18 protein-coding genes are annotated in these 17,579 nt (G+C 72.3%); 12 read left to right on the forward strand and 6 right to left on the reverse strand.

All coding sequences use genetic code 11. The features are described 5' to 3' along the window. Nucleotides 1–9 precede the first annotated feature (9 nt). The gene (locus GD632_RS04985; protein ID WP_152189421.1) at nucleotides 10–573 is read right to left on the reverse strand and encodes a DJ-1/PfpI family protein; all 564 of its coding nucleotides are present in this window, start codon (nucleotides 571–573) and stop codon (nucleotides 10–12) included. A 110-nt stretch (nucleotides 574–683) separates the two neighbouring features. After that, nucleotides 684–1,415, reverse strand: coding sequence for a GntR family transcriptional regulator (locus GD632_RS04990; protein ID WP_226924604.1), 732 nt, complete (start codon nucleotides 1,413–1,415; stop codon nucleotides 684–686). Nucleotides 1,416–1,583: 168 nt separating this feature from the next. Between GD632_RS04990 and GD632_RS04995 the strand changes: the two genes are divergently transcribed. From GD632_RS04995 to GD632_RS05025, 7 genes are read left to right on the forward strand one after another with little or no spacing between them, the layout of a single operon-like run. Beyond that, a complete protein-coding gene (locus GD632_RS04995; RefSeq protein WP_152189426.1) occupies nucleotides 1,584–2,861 on the forward strand; it encodes an iron-containing alcohol dehydrogenase in 1,278 nt (425 codons plus the stop codon). Next, nucleotides 2,858–4,336, forward strand: coding sequence for an NAD-dependent succinate-semialdehyde dehydrogenase (locus GD632_RS05000; RefSeq protein WP_152189428.1), 1,479 nt, complete (start codon nucleotides 2,858–2,860; stop codon nucleotides 4,334–4,336). The genes GD632_RS04995 and GD632_RS05000 overlap by 4 nt, the downstream gene beginning before the upstream one ends. A gap of 59 nt (nucleotides 4,337–4,395) precedes the next feature. Next, nucleotides 4,396–5,826, forward strand: a complete 1,431-nt coding sequence (locus GD632_RS05005) for an extracellular solute-binding protein (protein WP_152189430.1) — start codon at nucleotides 4,396–4,398, stop codon at nucleotides 5,824–5,826. 7 nt (nucleotides 5,827–5,833) lie between these two features. Beyond that, nucleotides 5,834–6,772 (forward strand): carbohydrate ABC transporter permease, encoded by a 939-nt coding sequence (locus tag GD632_RS05010; protein WP_226924607.1) that lies wholly within the window; start codon nucleotides 5,834–5,836, stop codon nucleotides 6,770–6,772. Then, nucleotides 6,772–7,680 (forward strand): carbohydrate ABC transporter permease, encoded by a 909-nt coding sequence (locus tag GD632_RS05015; RefSeq protein ID WP_152189434.1) that lies wholly within the window; start codon nucleotides 6,772–6,774, stop codon nucleotides 7,678–7,680. The genes GD632_RS05010 and GD632_RS05015 overlap by 1 nt, the downstream gene beginning before the upstream one ends. Then, nucleotides 7,680–8,744, forward strand: coding sequence for an ABC transporter ATP-binding protein (locus tag GD632_RS16455; RefSeq protein ID WP_152189437.1), 1,065 nt, complete (start codon nucleotides 7,680–7,682; stop codon nucleotides 8,742–8,744). The genes GD632_RS05015 and GD632_RS16455 overlap by 1 nt, the downstream gene beginning before the upstream one ends. Then, nucleotides 8,744–9,820, forward strand: a complete 1,077-nt coding sequence (locus tag GD632_RS05025) for an ABC transporter ATP-binding protein (protein WP_152189439.1) — start codon at nucleotides 8,744–8,746, stop codon at nucleotides 9,818–9,820. The genes GD632_RS16455 and GD632_RS05025 overlap by 1 nt, the downstream gene beginning before the upstream one ends. A gap of 63 nt (nucleotides 9,821–9,883) precedes the next feature. On the opposite strand, the gene GD632_RS05030 is transcribed toward GD632_RS05025, so the two are convergent. Then, complete coding sequence (locus GD632_RS05030) at nucleotides 9,884–10,324, reverse strand: hypothetical protein (protein ID WP_152189441.1); 441 nt, start codon at nucleotides 10,322–10,324, stop codon at nucleotides 9,884–9,886. Nucleotides 10,325–10,526: 202 nt separating this feature from the next. On the opposite strand from GD632_RS05030, the gene GD632_RS05035 reads away from it, so the two are divergent. The 3 genes from GD632_RS05035 to GD632_RS05045 are packed head-to-tail and all read left to right on the forward strand — an operon-like array spanning nucleotide 10,527 to nucleotide 13,979. After that, nucleotides 10,527–10,862, forward strand: coding sequence for a hypothetical protein (locus tag GD632_RS05035; protein WP_152189445.1), 336 nt, complete (start codon nucleotides 10,527–10,529; stop codon nucleotides 10,860–10,862). Further along, nucleotides 10,846–13,176: a TOMM precursor leader peptide-binding protein gene (locus GD632_RS05040; RefSeq protein ID WP_152189447.1), complete on the forward strand. Its 2,331-nt coding sequence runs from the start codon at nucleotides 10,846–10,848 to the stop codon at nucleotides 13,174–13,176. Before GD632_RS05035 ends, GD632_RS05040 begins: the two co-directional genes overlap by 17 nt. A 2-nt stretch (nucleotides 13,177–13,178) precedes the next feature. Continuing rightward, entirely contained in the window at nucleotides 13,179–13,979 is an 801-nt protein-coding gene (locus tag GD632_RS05045) for a SagB/ThcOx family dehydrogenase (protein ID WP_152189449.1), read from the forward strand. Between the two features lie 36 nt (nucleotides 13,980–14,015). Here the strand turns inward: GD632_RS05045 and GD632_RS05050 are convergent, their stop codons facing one another. Next, nucleotides 14,016–14,474 (reverse strand): PH domain-containing protein, encoded by a 459-nt coding sequence (locus GD632_RS05050; protein ID WP_152189451.1) that lies wholly within the window; start codon nucleotides 14,472–14,474, stop codon nucleotides 14,016–14,018. Nucleotides 14,475–14,558: 84 nt separating this feature from the next. Here GD632_RS05050 and GD632_RS05055 point away from each other — a divergent pair, with 84 nt between their 5' ends. Continuing rightward, nucleotides 14,559–15,572, forward strand: a complete 1,014-nt coding sequence (locus GD632_RS05055) for a serine hydrolase domain-containing protein (RefSeq protein ID WP_226924608.1) — start codon at nucleotides 14,559–14,561, stop codon at nucleotides 15,570–15,572. A 58-nt stretch (nucleotides 15,573–15,630) separates the two neighbouring features. After that, entirely contained in the window at nucleotides 15,631–16,005 is a 375-nt protein-coding gene (locus tag GD632_RS05060) for an HNH endonuclease (protein ID WP_152189456.1), read from the forward strand. Between the two features lie 4 nt (nucleotides 16,006–16,009). On the opposite strand, the gene GD632_RS05065 is transcribed toward GD632_RS05060, so the two are convergent. Further along, complete coding sequence (locus GD632_RS05065) at nucleotides 16,010–16,465, reverse strand: PH domain-containing protein (RefSeq protein WP_152189458.1); 456 nt, start codon at nucleotides 16,463–16,465, stop codon at nucleotides 16,010–16,012. Between the two features lie 55 nt (nucleotides 16,466–16,520). Continuing rightward, on the reverse strand, nucleotides 16,521–17,510 hold the full coding sequence (locus tag GD632_RS05070; RefSeq protein WP_152189461.1) for a TIGR01777 family oxidoreductase: 990 nt from the start codon (nucleotides 17,508–17,510) through the stop codon (nucleotides 16,521–16,523). Nucleotides 17,511–17,579: the final 69 nt, after the last annotated feature.

The raw sequence follows: 17,579 nt of genomic DNA on the forward strand, positions 1-17,579 counted from the left end.
TCGTGCGCATCAGGCGTTGACGAGAGAGTTCGAGAAGAGCTCCATCATCGCCCGGCCGAACTGCGGCATGTCCGGCCAGCCCCGGCACGAGACGAGGTTGCCGTCGACGACGTCGGGCGCGTCCACGACCGTCGCTCCGGCGTGCTCCATGTCGCGGGTGATGGGCGGGAAGCACGCGGTCCTGCGGCCCTGGAGCAGCCCGTAGTCCGCCGGCACCTGCGCGCCGTGGCACACGAGCGCGATCGGCAGGTTGCGAGCGAAGAAGTGCTCGGTGATGCGCCGCACGTGGTCGTCCACGCGGATCCACTCGGGAGCGCGGCCCCCGGGGATGATGAGGCCGTCGTAGCGGTCGACGTCGACGTCCTCCCACAGCACGTCGACCGGCAGCTTCCGGCCGGGCTTCTCGACGTACGCGTCACAGCCCGGGTCGAACTCGTGGATGACGAGCTGGACGTCACGCATCGACTTGTTGGCGACGTCGACGTCCCACCCGCCCTCCTGTATCCGGTAGTAGGGGTACATCGTGTCAAGCTCCTCGGCGGCATCGCCGGTCAGGAGCAACGCTCTGGGCACCTGAATCTCCTCGCACTCAACGTTGGGTGAGGGATGGCACTCGGCCCGAAGGACGAGCAACCGTGGGCGATCCTATCGGATCCGCTGCAAGGATGGCGCCCCGGGCCCCGTCAGTCAAGCCCTGGGTGCGGCGGTGGAGAACCGTCGAACAAGGGCCGGAAGCGCTCGCCCGAGAGCAGGATGTGGCGGCGCATCGCGTAGGCGGCCCGGTCCGGGTCGCGCGCCGCGATCCCGGCCAGGATCTCGTCGTGCTCACCCCTGGCGAGGTCGGTGACCTGCGTGTCGTAGACCAGGCGGAAGAGGTGCACGTGCGTGTGCAGTCGGGCCAGCGCCTCCCGCACGAGCTGGTTCCCCCCGGTGCGCGCGACGAGGTCGTGGAACGTGGCGTCACGCAGGCCGAAGGCACCGTAGGCGGTCGGCCCGTCACCCTCGTCCAGCCCCGCCATCTCCTCGAGCAGGCGTCGCAGCTCGTCGACCTCCGACGGCGTCGCCCGCTGGGCCGCCCGGCGGGCGGCCGCCGGTTCGAGGAGGAGGCGGATCTCGAGCATGTCGTCGAACCGCTCGCGCGTGATCTGGGGCGGGATCCGGTAGCCGGCGTGCGGCACACGGACGACGAGCCCGTCGGCCTCCATGCGGTTGAGGGCGTCGCGGATGGGCGTCTGCGAGACGCCCAGCTCGCGCGCCAGCGCGTCGATCGTCAGGCGGGAGTCCGGCACGATGCGTGAGGACATGAGCTGGCGGAGCAGCGTCTCGTGCACCTCGTCGGCGAGCCGCCCCCGGGGGCGCCCGTTGAGCCGTGTGCCGTCACTGCCACGGCCGGGTCGGATCCCGTCGTCGTCCACAGGCGTGTGCCCCTCTCCACCTCGTTCGCGGACCATGGTTGACAGCGGCTCCTCCACTGCTCCATGATCTCGTCAATCAGATCGTATAGGAAAAGCACAGCGGCTCTTCCTCTCGCACCGTCGCGTACCGGTCCCGCTGGCTCTCTCCTCCCTCACCCTGGAGTCTCCATGAGCATGCTCGGTGTCCTGCGCGGGCCTCGACAAGTGGTGTTCGGCGCCGGGCAGCGGCACGCCCTGGGCGCGTTGACCGCGGCCCTCGGCTCCCGCGCCCTCGTCTGCACCGACGCTCGCTTCGGCGCGACGGCGGAGTTCGCCGAGCTGGTCGGGCTGCTCGAGGGCGCCGGCGTGCACGTGACGGTGTTCGACGAGGTGCTGCCGGACGTCCCGGTGCGCCAGGTGAACGAGTGCGCCGGGCTCGTGCGGGACGCCGCCCCCGACGTCGTCGTCGGGATGGGCGGTGGGAGCTGCATCGATCTCGCCAAGGCGGTCGCCGTGGTCCTCACGCACGGTGGCGAGGCGTCGGACTACTACGGCGAGCTGCGGGTCCCCGGTCCGGTGACGCCGGTGGTCGCCTTGCCGACCACCGCCGGCACCGGCTCGGAGGTGACGCCCGTGGCCGTCCTCACCGATCCCGAGCGCGTGAGCAAGGTGGGGATCTCCAGCCCGTACCTCATCCCGCACACGGCGGTGTGCGACCCGGAGCTCACCCTCGGGTGTCCACCGGCCCTCACCGCGAGCGCCGGTGCCGACGCCCTGTCGCACGGGATCGAGGCGTTCACCGCGGTGCGCCGTCCGGTGACCACCGAGCTGGCGACCGAGCGCGTCTTCGTCGGCAAGAACGAGCTGACGGACTCCTACGCCCTGATGGCCGTCCGACAGGTCGCCGGCAGCCTGCACCGTGCCTGGTCGGACCCGGGCGACATGGGTGCGCGCGAGGCGATGATGCTCGGGGCCACGGCGGGAGGCTTCGCCCTCGGCACGTCCGGAACGGCGGCGGCGCACGCCATCCAGTACCCGGTCGGTGCCCTGACGCACACCCCGCACGGGATCGGGGTCGGCGTCCTGCTGCCCTACGTCATGGAGTTCAACCGTCCCGCGCGGGTGCCTGAGCTGGCCGCCGTCGCAGTGGCGATGGGCGCGTCCGCGCAGACCACGGAGGAGGACCTTGCCGGGGAGGCGATCGACCGGGTCGCCGCCCTGCTCGCCTCGGTAGGGATCCCGGCCACCCTCGCGGAGCTCGGCCTGCCCGCCGACCGGCTGCGCTGGACGGCCGAGCAGGCGCTGGGTGCCGCGCGCCTCATCGCGAACAACCCGCGCCCGCTCGACGTCGACGCCCTGGAGCGGATCGTCCGCGCTGCGCACACCGGCGACCGCGCCGCCCTCCGAGAGACCACCGTTCCCGGCTCCGCGTCGCCGGACCTCACCACGACAGCAGGTGCCCGATGAGCATCACCATGCACGAGTCCATGCGCCCCGTCCTCGACGCCCTCGACGTGCCGACCGACCTCCTGGTGGCCGGCACGTGGCGCGGCGGTTCCGACGGCGGTCGGATCGACGTCCGGGACCCCGCCTCGGGTGCGGTCCTCGCCTCCGTCGCCGACGCCCGCACCCCCGATGCGGAAGCGGCGGTGGACGCCGCGGCCGAGGCGGCGGCCGGGTGGGCGGCCACCGCGCCCCGCGCCCGCGCGGAGCTGCTGCTGCGGGCCTTCGACCTCATGCGCGAGCGGAGCGAGGAGCTCGCCCTCCTCATCAGCCTCGAGAACGGCAAGTCGCTGGCGGACGCCCGGTCCGAGGTCACCTATGCCGCCGAGTTCTTCCGCTGGTACGCCGAGGAGGGGGTCCGGCTGCGCGGCCAGGTCGGTCGGTCCCCGAGCGGGGCCAACCGGCTGGTCGTCACGCACCAGCCCGTGGGCATCAGCGTCCTCGTCACGCCGTGGAACTTCCCCGCAGCCATGGCGACCCGCAAGATCGCGCCGGCGTTGGCGGCCGGGTGCACCGCGATCCTCAAGCCGGCGACCGAGACGCCGCTGACGGCCCTCGCGGTCGCGGCCCTGCTGCAGGAGGCCGGGCTGCCGGCGGGTGTGCTCAACGTCGTCACGACCACCCAGCCCGGTCCCGTCGTCGGGACCATGCTCACCGACCCGCGCACGCGCATGCTCTCGTTCACCGGGTCGACGGAGGTCGGCCGCCGCCTGCTGCGCACCGCCGCGGACCAGGTGCTCAAGTGCGGGATGGAGCTCGGCGGCAACGCCCCCTTCGTCGTCCTCGCCGACGCCGACCTCGACGCGGCCGTCGAGGGCGCGATGGTCGCCAAGATGCGCAACGGCGGCCAGGCCTGCACTGCCGCGAACCGGTTCTTCGTGCAGAGCGCGGTCTACGACGCCTTCGTGGAGGGCCTCGTCGCCCAGATGGCCGCGGTCCGGGTCGGCCCGGGCTCCGAGGAGAGCACCCAGTGCGGTCCGCTCATCAACGAGGACGCCGCCCGCAAGGTCGACGAGCTCGTCCGGGACGCCCTCGCCCGCGGCGCCCGCGCCGTGCTCGGCGGCACGCGACCCGACGAGGCGGGCTGCTTCTACCCCCCGACGGTGCTCGTCGACGTGCCGCCGGACGCCCGGGTCCTCCACGAGGAGATCTTCGGGCCGGTCGCCCCGGTGGTCCGCTTCGAGCGGGAGGAGGAGATGCTCACGATGGTCAACGACAGCGAGTACGGCCTCGTCAGCTACCTCTACACCGGTGACCTCGGCCGCGGCCTACGCCTCGCGGAGGGCATCGACAGCGGCATGGTCGGCCTCAACCGCGGGCTCGTGTCCGACCCGGCCGCCCCCTTCGGCGGGACCAAGCAGAGCGGCCTGGGACGCGAGGGGAGCTCCGAGGGACTCCTCGAGTTCATGGAGACCCAGTACATCGCGACGTCCTGGTGACGCCGCACGCACGGCAGTCAGATCCGGCAATGATCCCGATGCAGGAAGCAGGAGAACTGATGAGCAACGCACTGCGAGACCGACGGAGCTCTCGCCGGGGCCGCACGGTGAGGGCGGCGGCAGCGACCACGCTGGCCGTCCTCGCGCTGGCGGCCTGCGGCGGCGACAACGACGCCGACGCGGACGACGGGACCGGGGAGGCGAGCGGCCCCGCGGCGCCCGCGACGATCCCCGAGCTCACCGACGAGCCGCTGGACCTGAGCTTCATCTGGTTCGAGTGGCCCCCCGCCCAGCTCCTCGAGGACTTCGCCAACGCGGAGTACACCAAGGAGCGCCCGAACGTGACGATCAACGTCAACACGGTGCCGAACGCGAACTGGCACGACGCGATGTTCACGCAGTTCGCCGCACGGCAGACCGACTTCGACATCGCCGTCCTCGACTCCCAGCACATCGGTGAGGCCGTGACGAACGGCAACATCCTCGACATCACCGACTTCATCAACGAGAACATCGAGACCGACGCCTACGACCCCTACCTCCTCGCCGCCTACGGCCAGTACCCCCAGGCCGAGACGGGGCAGCGCGACGAGAACGCCCGCATGTACGGCCTGCCGCTCCTCGGTGACACCTGGACGATGATCTACCGCAAGGACCTCATCGGTGAGGAGCCTCCCGCGACCTGGGACGAGATGATCGACACCGCCCGACAGTGTCAGGAGGACAACCCAGGCGTCTACGGGCTGGCCTTCCACCAGGCTAACGGCTCGGACGCCGCGGCGGTCACCTACAACACCGTGAACGGCGTCTACGGCGGCAACCTCTGGGTCCAGCAGGAGGGCCGGATCGACGGCGTCATCAACGACGAGGCCGGACACCGGGCGATGGACATCCTCGTCAACGAGATGAAGCCGCTGACCGCACCCGGCTCCGGCAACTGGTTCCTCGACGAGGTCAACGCCGCCGTCGCGCAGGGAACGGCCTGCATCGCGTTCAACTGGATCGCGGCGAGCGGTGGTCTCATCGACCCGGCGCAGTCGACACTCGGTGACACACGTGAGGAGATCCTCGACGTCCTGGGCTTCGCCACCCTGCCGACGCAGGAGACGGACACCGTGCCGCTCGGTGGCATGGGGATGCACATCTCGGCCTACGCGCCAGAGGACCGGGTCGCCGAGGCCCTGAACTTCATGCGGTGGTTCGAGCAGGAGGACATCCAGAAGAAGTGGGCCGCGGCCGGCGGCGTGCCCTCGCGTACCGACGCCCTGGAGTCCCCGGAGTTCCTCGAGGCCGGGCCGTTCAACCAGGTCTACACCGACTCCGTCTCGCGTCAGCGGGATATGTGGAACGTGCCCGTGTACGCACGCCTCATCGACATCGAGAACACCAATGTCAACGCCGCCCTCAACGGGGCCAAGGACCCGGAGGCGGCCCTCAACGACATCGCCCGGGAGCAGCAGTCCGTGCTGGACGGCGACGGCGGGCTGTGAGATGAGCGTGACCAAGCCGGCCGTTACCCCCGTGCAGGAGGCAGCGCCCCTGCCTCCTGCACCGGGGCGGGCCCCCCGCCTGCGTGACCGCGGGCTCGCCGTGGCCTTCATCTCCCCGGCGATGCTCCTGCTCCTCGGGATGTCCGTCTTCCCCCTGCTGTGGGCGCTGTACCTGTCCTTCACCGACTACTCGGCCACGAGCAGCGTGCCCGGCGACTTCGTCGGCTTCGCGAACTACGCCGATGTCCTCACGTCTGCGGAGGTGCACACCCGAGCTGTGACGACGGCGGTCTTCGTCGCCGGTGCGGTGGCCCTGCAGACTGTTCTGGGCTTCTCCATCGCGTACCTGATCTCCCGGCGCACGCGCGGGCGTGGGCTGCTGACCACGCTGTTCCTCATCCCGATGATGCTCTCGCCGGTCGTCGTCGGACTCTTCTGGCGCTTCATGCTCGACGCCCAGTTCGGCGTGATCAACAGCCTGCTCACCTCCGTCGGGCTCGAGCCGGTGGAGTGGCTCACCCAGCAGCGCTCGGCCCTGTTCGCCCTCATCCTCGTCGACACCTGGCAGTGGACCCCGTTCATCATGCTCATCGCGCTCGCCGGGCTCACGGCGGTGCCCAAGTACCTCTACGAGGCGGCGTCGATCGACCGCGCCTCGGAGTGGTTCCGGTTCCGCAACATCACCCTGCCGATGGTGTGGCCCCTGCTCCTCATCGCCGTGATGTTCCGGGCCATCGAGGCCTTCCGCCAGTTCGACCTCGTCTACGTCCTCACCAACGGCGGACCGGGAGTCTCCACCGAGACCCTGTCCTTCCACGTCTACAAGGTGGCGTTCCTCGGCTTCCGCACGGGCACCGCGTCGGCGTACGGGATCCTCATGGTCATCGTCGTCATCGTGCTGGCCCAGTTCTACCTGCGCTACCTCAACAAGCTGAAGGAGGGCTGATGGCCATCTCCGTCGACGACGCCGTTCCCGGGCCCGTCACCCAACGCTCTGCCCGAGCCCGCCGTGGGGGTGGTGCGATCCGCGCCACCATCGAGATCGCCGTGCTCGCCGTGCTGCTGGGCTCCTCGCTCTTCGCGGTGATGTGGATCCTGCAGACATCGATCAAGACCGGCCAGGACATCTACGCCGTCCCGGCGAAGTTCTTCGGGTTCGACGTCACCCTGCAGCACTACAGGGACGTCTTCGTCGCACCGGGCGGCGGCAGCTCGGACCTCTCGGGGTCCTTCCTCAACTCGGTCATCGTCGCCGGCAGCTCGACCGCCCTGGCGACCCTGCTCGGGGTGCCGGCGGCGTGGGCCTACTCGCGCTTCACGCTCAAGGCCAAGAAGGACCAGCTCTTCTTCATCCTCTCCACCCGGTTCATGCCGCCCGTCGTCATCGTGATCCCGGTGTTCCTCATGTACCGCGAGCTCGGCCTCATCGACACCCGGCTGGGGCTCATCCTCATCTACACCGCGTTCAACCTGCCGTTCACGATCTGGATGATGAAGGGCTTCGTCGACGAGGTGCCCTCCGAGTACGAGGACGCCGCGATGCTCGACGGCTACACGCGGCTGCAGGCCTTCCACAAGTTCACCCTGCCCCTGCTCGTCCCGGGCATCGCCGCCACGGCGGTGTTCGCGCTCATCTTCTCCTGGAACGAGTTCGTCTATGCCATCTTCCTCACGTCCAGCCAGGAGGTCCGCACGGCCCCACCTGCCATCGCCGGTCTCATCGGAGGGACCACGGTGAACTGGGGCCTGGTCGCCGCCTCCGCTGTCGTCTTCGCGCTGCCGGTGCTCGTGTTCGCCTACCTCGTGCGCAAGCACCTCGTCGCGGGAGTGACCCTCGGGGCGGTGCGACGCTGATGGCCGGCATCGAGGTCACCTCCCTGCACAAGCGCTACCCGGACGGGACGGTCGCCGTCGAGCACGTCGACCTGTCCATCGGTGACGGCGAGCTCTTCGTCATGCTCGGCCCCTCCGGCTGCGGCAAGACGACGACGCTGCGGGCCATGGCCGGCCTGGAGCGGCAGACGTCGGGTGACATCCGCATCGGCGACACGCTGGTCAACGACCTGCCGCCCGCCGACCGGGACATCGCCATGGTGTTCCAGTTCTACGCCCTGTACCCGCACCTCAAGACCCGTGACAACCTCGCCTTCCCGCTGCGCGCGGAGGGCCGGCCCAAGGCGGAGGTCCAGCAACGGGTCGAGGAGGCCGCGCGGATGATGCGCCTCGGTCCGCTCCTGGACCGCAGGCCGCACCGGCTGTCCGGCGGTGAGCAGCAGCGGGTCGCACTGGCCCGGGCCCTCGTCCGGCGCCCCCGTGCCTTCCTCATGGACGAGCCGCTGACCAACCTCGACGCCGAGCTGCGGGCCGACACCCGGACCGAGATCAAGCACCTCCAGGCCGAGCTCGGCACGACGATGGTCTACGTCACGCACGACCAGGTCGAGGCGATGTCACTCGGGCACCGCATCGCCATCCTCAACAAGGGCCGGGTGGAGCAGGTCGGGACGCCGCTGGAGGTCTACGACCGTCCGGCCAGCCTGTTCTGCGCCGCCTTCATCGGCTCCCCGCCGATGAACCTCTTCGAGGTCGAGGTGGCGGACGGCCAGCTGCGGACGCCCGGTGGTCTCGCGCTCGCCCCACCGCCGGGGCTGCGGCGCGACCGCCCGCTCGTCGCCGGCGTTCGCCCCGAGGCACTGGAGATCACCCCGGCCGGCGCGGACGGGACCGTCCCGGGACGCGTGGTGTCCGTCGAGGTACTCGGTGACGAGATCATCTACGTCGTCGCCAGCGGGGGGCGGGACGTGCGTGTGCGGATGCCTCCGACCACCCGCTTCGGAGCCGAGGCCCCGGTGGGTCTGCGGCACACCGGCGGGACCCCGCCGGTCTACGACTCGAGCACGGAAGAGCTGGTGGCCTGATGGGAACGGTGGCTGCCTACGGGCTGCGCAAGTCCTTCGGTGAGGTGCAGGCGCTCGACGACGTGACCCTGGAGGTCCCGGACGGCTCGTTCTTCGTGGTGCTCGGGCCGTCCGGTGCGGGCAAGACGACGACCCTGCGGGCGATCGCCGGGCTCGAGAAGCTCGACGCCGGCTCCGTGCACCTCGACGGGAGGGACGCGACCGGCGACACGCCGGCCGCGCGCGACCTCGCCATGGTGTTCCAGAGCTACGCCCTCTACCCCCGCAAGACGGTCCTCGAGAACATCGCCTCGCCGCTGCGTGCCCGCAGCGCCTCGGCGGACGAGATCGCCGCCGCGGTGAAGGACGTCGCAGACCTGCTCCACATCGAGCGGCTGCTGGGGCGCAAGCCCGCCCAGCTCTCGGGCGGCGAGATGCAGCGCGTCGCCCTGGCCCGGACCCTCGTCCGCCGCCCGCGCGCCTTCCTCATGGACGAGCCGCTGACGAACCTCGACCTCAAGCTCCGGGTCGAGATGCGCACCGAGCTCACCCGGATCCACCGCAGCCTCGGCGGCACCTTCGTCTACGTGACCAACGACCAGGTCGAGGCGCTGTCCATGGCCGACCAGGTGGCGGTGCTGCGGGAGGGCACGGTGCAGCAGGTCGGGACCCCGACCGAGGTGTACGAGCGCCCCGCGAACCAGTGGGTCGCCGCCTTCGTCGGCAGCCCGCGCATCAGCCTGCTCGCCTGCCACGCCCAGGGCGACCGGCTGGTGGGGGCGGAGGGATGGACGCTCCCTCGGCCGCGGTGGACGACGGCGGAGGACGGCCGTCCGCTGCTGCTCGGCGTGCGCGCCGAGGACCTGTCGGTCGAGACACGGGGCGACGCGGCCCTCACCGGGGAGCTCTACGGTCTCGAGCCGCTCGGTGACCGCACCGTCGTCGACGTCAAGGTGGGCAAGGAGATGCTCAAGGTCAAGGCACGGCCGACCGTCACCGGCACACCGGGCCAGCGGATGTCCGTCACGGTCGACCTCGACCGTGCCCACCTCTTCGACGCCGACACCGGGCTCACGCTGTCGGAGGTGGGCCGGTAGGTCACCGACCTCTCACACCGACCGGCGAGGGGCCGGACGACATCGCGCTCGTCACCGACCGTCTCACGCGGTGCGGAGCACCAGCATGAACTGCCCCCCGCCGGGCTCGACCTGCGTCGTCACGGGGAGCTCGGGAGCGAAGCGCGAGAGCCGGTCGACCAGCCAGGCGGCGGCCGCGTCGGCGTCCTCCCGGCTCGGGCAGCGTGCCACCACCTCGCGGCCCTTTTTGCGGCTCAGACGCTCCACGGTTGCCGCGATGGGCGCGGGGTCGACGACGAACAGGTCGGAGGACCACGCGACGACCGGCTTCACCGCGCCCTTGCGCGTGTTGCAGGCGCGGTGGGCGAGACGTTCCGTTCCACGCGCGCCCTTCTTCGACCTGGCGAGGCCCAGGTCGACACTGGGGCCGAGGTCGGAGTTGACGGAGGCGTTCGGGTCGACCGGCTCGTCGCACAGCCAGCAGCGCCACGCGTCCCGTTCGCCCACTGCATCGAGGTTGCTCATGGCTGCACGGTAGGCCCCGCAACCGTGGTCTGCCTGAACGCGCAGTCTTCCGGGCCGAGTCGCGCAGGGGCGTGGTCCGCGGGACGACGCCGCGAGTAGCGTCCGTCGTAACCCGCTCGTCGAGCGGTCACGCCGGGGTCAGCCGGCCTCGACGCCCACCAGGCCGGGACCAGCGACCGGCCGATCCGTACAGGAGACTGGCATGGCTGACGAGGCGGAGTTCGAGGCCCTCAAGGGGCGGATCGTGGAGCTGGAGAACCAGCTCAAGACGCAGCAGGTCCGGCGCGGGGTCAAGGACCTCAGCCCGGAGGACCTCCAGGCGTACGCCAGGGTGCGCGACGTCATCGCCGCGGACTACGGGGAGTTCTGCGGGATCAACGACTGCTTCCGATGTATCAGCCGGTGCACGGTGTGCGCCGTGTGCGTCGTCCGCTGCCTCGAGGTCTGCATCCACGAGTGCACCTGCGGGCCGTGCAACGTCGGCGGCCTCGGGAGCATCGGGAACGCCGCGGGGCGCTTCGGTGGGCTGGGCTACTGACGGCACGCCGGCCGGGGCCAGGGGCGGGCTGCGGCTCGCCCCCGGCCTCGACGTCGTGCCGCTCGGGAACGACCTCCTCCTCGCCACCGCCACCGCCCGGCTGCGCCTGGAGGGAGAGGTCGCGGAGATCGTCCGCGACCGCCTGGTCCCCACCCTCGCCGACCGCTCGTCGCGTCGCGCCGTCATCGCCGCGTTCCCCGACGCCGTCGCCGAGGACGTCGGGCGCCTCCTCGACACGCTCCTCGACGCCGGGATCGTCATCGAGGACGACGACGGCGTGCACCAGCCGCCGTGGGTCCAGCTCGTCGCGGCATCGGCGGACGAACGCCGTGAGGTCGCCGAGCGTGTGCGGACCCTGCGCGTCGCCGTCGTCGGTGGCGGGGACGGCGCGCAGACGGTGGCCGCGTCCCTCGTGGCCGCCGGGATGGGCGCGGTGCGAACGGTGGAGCCCACGCCGGGAACGGGCACCCTCGACCGAGCGGACCTCGCGCAGGCCGTCGCCGACAGCGACCTCGTCGTCACCGCCGTCGAGCCGGAGCTGGCCGCCGCGCGCCTGTGGGTCAACACCGCCGGCCTGGAGCACGACGTGCCCTCGCTGCACGCGGCGTGGCACGGAACCCGCGCCGTCGTCGGGCCGCTCGTCCTGCCCGGTGAGGGGCCGTGCTACCTCTGCTGGCGGATGCGCGCCCTGGCCTGCGAGGACGACTTCGCCGCCGCGATGGCGCACGAGGAGCTGCTCGACCAGGTGCGGCGGGCGCCGGCCCGCCCGCGCCCCGTCCTGCCCGCGCTGCTGCCCTGGGCCGCGGCCGTCGTCACCCGCGAGGTCCTCGCCGCGGCCGTCGGTGTCTACCCGGCGCAGCTGCCCGGGCACGTCGTCACGCTCGACGGCCCCACCGGCAGCCAGGCCCGCCACCCGGTCCTCCAGCGGCCGGACTGCGCCGCCTGCCGAAAAAAAGACCCCCGGCCCTCGCGGGAGCAGCCGCCGCTCGCGACCCTGGCCGGGACCCCGGGCGGTAGGACCGACTTCGAGCGGATCGCCGCGCTCACGGTGAGCCCGGTCAGTGGGCTCGTGCGCGTGCTCGAGGCCGTCACCAAGGACGTCGAGGAGCCCGAGCTGCCCGTCGTCGTCCGCGCCGAGCTCGCCAACGCGCGCTTCCAGAGCGGCCCGGAGGGGTTCGTCGGGTGCTCCGGCAAGGGCGTGACGGCGGTGGCCGCCCGCAACGGCGCGCTGGGGGAGGCGCTCGAGCGGTACGCCTCCCTCACCTGGGAACCGGAGCGCCGGGTCTCCGCCACCCGTGACGCGCTCGACGGACCAGCCCTCGACCCCCGTGACCTCGTCCTCTTCGCCGCGGACCAGTACCCCGGCCTGCCGTTCCGGCCGTACTCGCCGCGCACGGAGCTCGAGTGGGTCCCGGCCCGCTCGCTCACCACGAGCGCCGAGGTCTGGGTGCCGCTGCTCGCCGTCCACCTCGGCTACGACATCCACCGGCACGACTCCTACCTGTTCCCCGCGACGTCGAACGGCTTCGCGGCCGGCGCGACGCTCGCCGACGCCGTCCGCGCCGGACTTCTCGAGGTCGTCGAGCGCGACGCGTTCCTCATCGCCTGGGCGCACCGTCTCCCCGGGCGACGCAGCCCGGCCGCGTCCGTGCCGGACGACGCGGTGCAGCGGGTCGCTGCCGGGTACGCCCGGCGGGGCGTGAGCATCGACGTCCACCGCCTGCCGACGGACACCGACGTCACGGTGGCCATGGCGGTGGGGTGGAGCGAGGAGGCGCCCGCCGTCGTCGTCGGGCTCGGAGCCGACCTCGACCCGGTGGTCGCCGCCCGGGGCGCCGTCCTGGAGGTCGGCCAGGTCCGTCCGGCGCTGCGGGCGCGGCTGCGCCGCCCGGGGACGGCCGCCCGGCTCCGCGAGCTCGTCGCCGACCCGGCCCGCGTCACCGAGCTCGAGGACCACGACCTCCTCTATGCCGACCCGGCGACGGCGGCGGCCGGTCTCGGCTACCTGCGCGAGGTGCCGAGCGTCCCGTGGGACGCACCGACGCCGCCGGACACCGGGCTGGCGGCCCTGGTGGCGTCCCTGGCGTCGGTCGCGGGTGAGGTGCTCTACGTGGACACCACCCCACCGGACGTCGCGGCTCTCGGCGTGCGCGTCGCACGCGGGATCGTGCCCGGGTTCCAGCCCATCCACTTCGGTGCCGCCGAGAACCGGCTCGGCGGGGAGCGGCTCTACCGCGTGCCGGCCGACCTCGGCCTGGCTCCCACTGTGGCCACGCGCGACGACCTCAACCTCGCGCCGCACCCCCTGGCCTGAGCATGACGAGCGACCCCGGTGTCTTCCGCGACCACCAGCCCCTAGCGTGGACCTTCCACCGCGGCACCGCGCGCTGGGTCTTCACGGACACCGGCGGGGTCAGCCCGCCGGTGCAGCCCGGCCGGGAGTCGGCCGGCACGCCGTGGACGGCCCTCCCGGAGGCACCGCGCGTGACGGACTCGCTCTCGGAGGTGCTCGGCGCGCGTGTCTCGTGCCGCAGCTTCCGCGACGAGCCCGTGGACCTGCCACGCCTGGCCGCTGTGGTCCGCGGGTGCTACGCCGTCGGCGAGCGCCTGGCACTGGACGACCTCGAGGTCGTCGAACGGCCCAACCCGTCGGCGGGCGGGCTCTACCCCCTCGAGCTCAGCCTCATCGTCCGCGACGTCGAGGGCCTGACCCCCGGCGTCCACCATTACGTGCCCGCGGCAGACGGCCTCGAGCTGCTGCGCGCGGGACCCTTCCCCCGGGACTGGGTCGAGTACCTCTTCATGGGCCAGCCGTGGGTCGCGCAGGCGGCCGTCGTCGTCGTCGTCAGTGCGGTCACGGGGCGCTCGCTGGTCAAGTACGGTGACCGCGGCTACCGGTACCTCCTCCTGGAGGCAGGGCACGTCACGCAGACCCTCCTCCTGCTCGCGACCGGCCTCGGCCTCGGAGCCGTCACCATCGGCGGGTTCTACGACGACGAGCTCGCCGGCCTGCTCCGCATCGACCCCGAGCGTGAGGTGCCGCTCTACGCGACGGCGCTCGGGGTGCCGGGGGAGGAGGGGCGCATGGCCCGCCGTGCCCTGCCGGGCAGTCCCTGACCTCGCCGCTGCCGACCGGCTCCGCGAGGCGGCCACTCACCGGTCTGTTGCCGCCGCGTGCCAGCGCTGCAGCAGGCGCAGACGGCCCCCGCAGTTGGGCAGCTCGGCGTGCTTGGCTCCGTACCGCAGCAGGTAGACGAAGCGGTCCCCGAGGAGCGTCGGCCGGCCGGCTCGGACCTCGGCGACCTCGTGCCACGGGTAGGTCTTTCGCCGGAAAAGCTCCACGAGGTGTACACCCTCCGCGTCGACGGCGACCCGGCGACGGAACTCGCTGGCCGCGGTGAAGAGGAACACTGCCGCCGCAAGGAGCGGGATCCAGCGCCGCAGGCCCTGGTCCGCGACGCCGTCACCGCCGAGGAGGTCTGGAACGGTGAGCGCGACGTAGAGGGCAGCGACCACGATGAAGAGGACCGCCGCCCACGGTCTGCCCACGCGCCACGACTCCTCCGGGGGCAGTCGCTCGTCCTCGCGCGGCCGGTCGTCGTCGGGAGCCATCACTCCAGCATGCCGAGGGCCTCCCGCCCGGGCCACCGCAAAATCCGTCGCCACGGCGCGGTGTCGCCCGTATTGTCGTCGCCCGTGGACATCGACGCTCGCACTCTCGACGACGCCCTGGCCGACGCCCCGTTCTCCGGGGTGGTGACCGTCGACGTCGGGGACCGGCGCGTCCTCGAGCGGACGGCGGGGTACCTCAACCGCCCGCTGCAGGTGCCGATGACCGCGACCACGCGGATCGCCGTCGCGAGCGGGAGCAAGGCCTTCACCGCCGTCGCCGTCATGCGCCTCGTGGAGGACGGCGCGCTCCGGCTGGACCAGCCGGTCCGTCCGCTGCTCGGTGAGGAGCTGCCGCTCGTGGACGACGCCGTCACCGTCGAGCACCTGCTCGGCCACACCTCGGGCATCGGGGACTACCTCGACGAGGACGCCGAGTGGGAGGCGTCCGACTACGTCCTCACGGTGCCGCCGCACGCGCTCACCACCGCCGCCGCGTTCCTGCCGATGCTCGATGGCCACCCGCAGAAGTTCGCGCCCGGAGAGCGGTTCTCCTACTGCAACAGCGGGTACATGATCCTCGGGCTGCTCCTCGAGCGGGTGACGGGGGAGACCTACCACGACGTCGTCCGGCGCCTCGTCCTCGCACCCGCCGGGCTGGAGGAGACCGACTTCCTCCCGCTCAACGCGCTGCCACCCGACGCCGCCACCGGGTACGTGCACGACGACGGCGACCTCACCAACACCCTCCACCTCCCCGTGCAGGGCAACGGCGACGGCGGGGCGTTCACGACGGCGGCCGACCTCCACCGCTTCTGGTGCGCCCTCCTCGACGGCCGGATCGTCTCGCCCGAGAGCGTCGGCACCCTGACCCGGCCCCGCCACGACGTGCCCGAGGAGGACATGCGTTACGGCCTGGGTTTCTGGCTGCACAAGACGGCACCCGTGCTCGTCCTCGAGGGCTACGACGCGGGCGTGTCCTTCCGGTCGACCCACGTCGTCGACTCACGGACGACCGTGAGCGTGCTCGGCAACACGTCCGAGGGCGCGTGGCCGGTCATCGGGACTCTCGCGGAGGCTGTCGACGCGCACGTCGCCTGAGCCCGCAGGTGGGCACACCGCGGGCGCGAGAGCCGCCCCGCTGCGGCACGCTGGGCGGGTGCGGCAGCATGCGCGACGGACCGAGCGGCTCGACGCGGCAGTCCTCGCGCAGGACGGCCGCTGCTTCTGGTGCGGCCAGGAGTTCGGACGGCTCGTGGCCCCGACGGTGGACCACGTCGTCCCGCGGGCCAAGGGCGGGCCGTCCTGGGCCGAGAACGAGGTGGCGGCGTGCCGGCGGTGCAACGCCGAGCGCGGCCAGCGGTCCCCGGTGGAGTGGCTCGAGGAGTGCGTGCGCCGCGGCTGGCCCGCGGACCCCGCGGCGCTCGGCGCAGTGCTCGGCCGGCTCGACGCCGCGATCGGCGAGCACGGTGGGCAGCGGCGGGCGCGACCGTACCTGCGGTCCCAGCGCCGCCGACTGGAGCGGGCCGGGTGACGGTCTACCCGTCCGTTGGCCTGGTCGCGCTGGCATGCCGGCGCCGCAGCACGTCCAGGTGCTCGGTCGACCTGGGGAGCGGCACCGGGTCGCCGTCGTGCCGGACCAGCTGGACGACGTTCTCGCCCCAGCGGCTGTAGAGGCGGACCTCGGCGATCTCCTCCCAGCGGTAGGTGCGCCGCCGCAGCTCCTGGTGGTGCGCGCCGTCACCGTCGACGATGACGCGGGAGCGCAGCTCGTACAGCGCCTGGAAGGCGAAGGTGCCCACGAGAACGATGCGCACCACCGCGAAGACGACGTCCCCCGTGGTCTCGACCTCACCGGTGCCTAGGTCCAGTACGACGGCCACGGCGTTCGCGGCCGCGACGACCGCGGCCAGCACACCGAACCAGCGGCGACCGACGGACCAGGACTCGGTGCGCGGCAGTCGCGCGTCGTTCTCCTCAGCTCCGGGCTGCATCGCGCCAGCATGCCAGCCGCTCGGGACCACGGCTGGGGAAACCGCCGTCGTCCTGTCAGGCGCTCCGCCGCCCGCTGCGGCGTGTCTCGCGTGCCCGCGCCACGAGGTCCGGTGCCGCGGTACGCCACGCGGGGTAGCGGAATGAGAACCCCGCGTCGGTGAGCCGCCCGGGAAGCACGCGCCGGCTCTTGAGGAGCAGCTCGGTGTCGGTCCGCAGCGCGAAGGCGCCGACCTCGGCCATGAGCCGGGTCGCCGGCAGCCCTACCGGCTGCCCCCACGCCCGGCGCAGCACGCGCATGAAGTCGCGCTGCTGGAGTGGCTCGGGCGCGGCGAGGTTGACCGGGCCCTCGACGTCGTCGGCCTCGAGGAGCAGCTCGACCGCACGCACGAAGTCCTCGCCGTGGATCCACGAGACGTACTGCCGCCCGCCGTCGACGGGCCCGCCGAGTCCCAGCCGTGCCATCCACGACATGTAGTCGAAGACGCCGCCGCGGTCCGGCGTCATGACCATCGCGGTCCGCAGGGCCACGCGGCGCGTGGCGGGTGTGTCGGCCGTGGCCTGCTCCTCCTCCCAGCGGCGCGCGATACGCACGCTGTACTCCCAGTACAGGGGGACGTCGGGCTCCTCGCCGCCGACGACGCCGGTGCTCTCGTCGTGGGCGAGGTCGCCGGGACGGCTGCGGGCGTCCGCGTAGATGGTGGCGGTGCTCATCTGCAGCCACACCCGGGGAGGGTGGGCGGCGCCCGCGATCGCCTCGCCCACCACCCGGGTCGAGTCGACTCGCGAGGACATCATCTGGCGCAGGTTCGCGTCGGTGTACCGGCAGCTCACCGACCGGCCGGCGAGGTTGACGACGGCGTCCGCGCCGTCGACCTCCGTCGCCCACGCGCCGAGCGTCCGCCCGTCCCACACGACGTGCCGGACGCCTTCCTCGAGCCGCTCGGGTCTGCGGCTGAGGACGACGACGTCGTCGCCTCGCTGGGCGAGCGCACGCCGGAGTGCGCCGCCGACCTGTCCGGTTCCTCCCGGGATCACGATCTTCACGCGGCGAGCCTAGTGATTCCACATCGGTTCGCCACAACACTTGCCAGATCGAACGTGCGTTCGATACCA

The sequence above is a fragment of the Georgenia satyanarayanai genome (assembly GCF_009193135.1).
Taxonomy (GTDB): domain Bacteria; phylum Actinomycetota; class Actinomycetes; order Actinomycetales; family Actinomycetaceae; genus Oceanitalea; species Oceanitalea satyanarayanai.

Excerpts from the sequence above, each read along its gene's own strand:
- GD632_RS05035 (WP_152189445.1), top strand. The coding sequence starts at position 10,527 with ATGGCTGACGAGGCGGAGTTCGAGGCCCTCAAGGGGCGGATCGTGGAG.
- GD632_RS05015 (WP_152189434.1), top strand. The coding sequence starts at position 6,772 with ATGGCCATCTCCGTCGACGACGCCGTTCCCGGGCCCGTCACCCAACGC.
- GD632_RS05065 (WP_152189458.1), bottom strand. The coding sequence starts at position 16,465 with ATGCAGCCCGGAGCTGAGGAGAACGACGCGCGACTGCCGCGCACCGAG.
- GD632_RS16455 (WP_152189437.1), top strand. The coding sequence starts at position 7,680 with ATGGCCGGCATCGAGGTCACCTCCCTGCACAAGCGCTACCCGGACGGG.
- GD632_RS05025 (WP_152189439.1), top strand. The coding sequence starts at position 8,744 with ATGGGAACGGTGGCTGCCTACGGGCTGCGCAAGTCCTTCGGTGAGGTG.
- GD632_RS05045 (WP_152189449.1), top strand. The coding sequence starts at position 13,179 with ATGACGAGCGACCCCGGTGTCTTCCGCGACCACCAGCCCCTAGCGTGG.
- GD632_RS05005 (WP_152189430.1), top strand. The coding sequence starts at position 4,396 with ATGAGCAACGCACTGCGAGACCGACGGAGCTCTCGCCGGGGCCGCACG.
- GD632_RS05000 (WP_152189428.1), top strand. The coding sequence starts at position 2,858 with ATGAGCATCACCATGCACGAGTCCATGCGCCCCGTCCTCGACGCCCTC.
- GD632_RS05050 (WP_152189451.1), bottom strand. The coding sequence starts at position 14,474 with ATGGCTCCCGACGACGACCGGCCGCGCGAGGACGAGCGACTGCCCCCG.
- GD632_RS05030 (WP_152189441.1), bottom strand. The coding sequence starts at position 10,324 with ATGAGCAACCTCGATGCAGTGGGCGAACGGGACGCGTGGCGCTGCTGG.
- GD632_RS04995 (WP_152189426.1), top strand. The coding sequence starts at position 1,584 with ATGAGCATGCTCGGTGTCCTGCGCGGGCCTCGACAAGTGGTGTTCGGC.